General features: G+C 49.1%; 2 protein-coding genes. Both read right to left on the reverse strand.

What is annotated here, in order from left to right; all coding sequences use genetic code 11:
* Nucleotides 1–169 precede the first annotated feature (169 nt).
* Nucleotides 170–1,876: a sodium:solute symporter family protein gene (locus F6K20_RS35585; RefSeq protein WP_287297965.1), complete on the reverse strand. Its 1,707-nt coding sequence runs from the start codon at nucleotides 1,874–1,876 to the stop codon at nucleotides 170–172.
* Between the two features lie 31 nt (nucleotides 1,877–1,907).
* Nucleotides 1,908–2,107: hypothetical protein (locus F6K20_RS35590; protein WP_287297967.1), on the reverse strand; the 200-nt coding region annotated here is incomplete at its 5' end.

Genomic DNA, 2,107 nt, shown 5'->3' on the forward strand with positions numbered 1-2,107 from the left:
TTTAACTGTGTGTTTCTTGAGTCATGTGCTAGTTTACTAATTGTATTCATGTGCGCCATAATTGCTGAATTGTTTTGTCTTGATTATGAAACTTGCGAATATACGGATGGCAGTAAACCTCATTTTGTGCACGAAACTTGCGAACCGGGAGTTCATTGTGAACCTTGTCCTATTGGTTATGTTTGTAAAGGGTCAAGGGCTTTAGCAACAAAAATCCTCCAATTCCTAACATTGCTCCAAACATTAGCAATATCGATGCCAGCACCCGTTTTAGATCGTGTTCCAAATCCTGGATTGGGGCTAAACCGGTGCGAAGCTGCTGACGTTTCCAGCCAGGCCCTGCTGGACGCACCCGTCGATAAAATTCATCTAAGGTGGTATCAGATTCTGGTGGAGTGAGCAACATTACCACTACCCACAACACACCAGTAATTCCAGCTGTTACTAGCAGACGCCAACCAAAGTCAGGAATCTGAATAACTGGCACGACACTAGTACCAAACCCGACTACAAAACCAGCAACCATGGCGGTTAGTTCAGCAGCAGCATTAATCCGCCACCAGAACCAACGTAACATTAACACTAATCCCGGTCCAGTACCAATGGCAATTACTAATCGGAACACGGTGGCAACGTCTGTGGCAAAGAAGGCGGCAATTGCTCCTAAAACTGTGACCAGCACTGATGCGATCCGCCCCACTAAGACTAGTTCCGATTCTGTGGCTTGGGGATGAAAAAAGCGCAAATAGAGGTCATTAGTGAGATAGGAGGCTCCCCAGTTAATGGAGGTAGACACAGTACTCATAAATGCGGCGAGCAGGGAGGTTACCACTATCCCGAGCATGGCTGGTGGCAGAAAGTCTAGCATCAGTTTGGGATAGCCCAATTCCCGGTCTGCCAAATCTGGATAGATTACCATTGCGGCTAGGGCAACTAGGATCCACGGCCAGGTCCTGATTACATAGTGAAAGATATTGAATAGCCAAGCGGCTTTCTCGGCATCTGCTTCATTTTTGGATGCGGCCAGGCGCTGGACAAATTCACCACCGCCATCACTGCGACGCCATGCCCACCATTGCAGGAAGATATAGGCAGAGAATGTGCTAGCACTGATGCCAGCAGTTTCACTCCAACTAATCCCTCTGGAACCAACCGTGAGGGGAAAAAAGGCTAGTACATCCTGTTGGGTGACTTCCTGCACTTTTGGGACTAGTTGATGAATACCACCGACATGGTTAATGGCAACTACAGCAACTATGATTGCTCCGAGTAGGGCAAAAAAGAATTGGAAGAAATCCGTAGCAACTACGCCCCACAGTCCAGCAAAGCCAGCGTAGACTAAGACTAGAACACTTACTCCCAATACACTCCAGAGTTTTACACTACTGGCTTCGGGAGCGATACCAAGGCTTTGCCAAATTTCTAGAGCACCTACTACTTTGACCATGGCTAGCATGGCATAGCCAATGGCAATACAGTTGATTGGTACCGCAAACAGAAAGGCTTTGGTTCCCCGTAATAGGGCAGCTATCGAGCCACCATAACGGATTTCCGTGAGTTCGGCATCCGTAACAATTTCTGACCGTCGCCACATCCGGGCAAAGATGTAAATCATGATTAGATGGGATATGCCAAAACTCCACCATTCCCAGTTGCCCGCAATGCCTCGATTGCCAACTACCCCGGCAATGTAGAGGGGGGTATCTATGGAAAAAGTAGTGGCAGCCATACTGGTACCGGCTAACCACCACGGGAGCGATCGCCCCGAAACAAAAAAATCAACAAGACTGCCGGAAGCCTTGCGCGAGAGGTATAGTCCTAATCCGAGGGACAAGACTAAGTAGACTAGGACAATTAGCCAATCAACGAGTTGCATAAATTCCGGTTGCTGGTCACGGATTGAGATATCATATCAGATTCGGACGGGATCCCCCTCCCGTCCCCCTTAATAAGGGGGAAGCCAGTGCGTAGGGTGCGTTAGGGGCGGGCTTGCACTCATTTTCCGCCTCGTAGTGTTGGGATAGCCCTTCCCGTAACGCACCGCCAGTGTTGGGACGGGCTCGCACTGATTTTCCGCCTCGTAGTGTTGGGACCGCCCTTCCGAAAA

It is taken from the genome of Moorena sp. SIO2C4, from assembly GCF_010672485.1.
GTDB classification, from domain to species: Bacteria; Cyanobacteriota; Cyanobacteriia; order Cyanobacteriales; family Coleofasciculaceae; genus Moorena; species Moorena producens.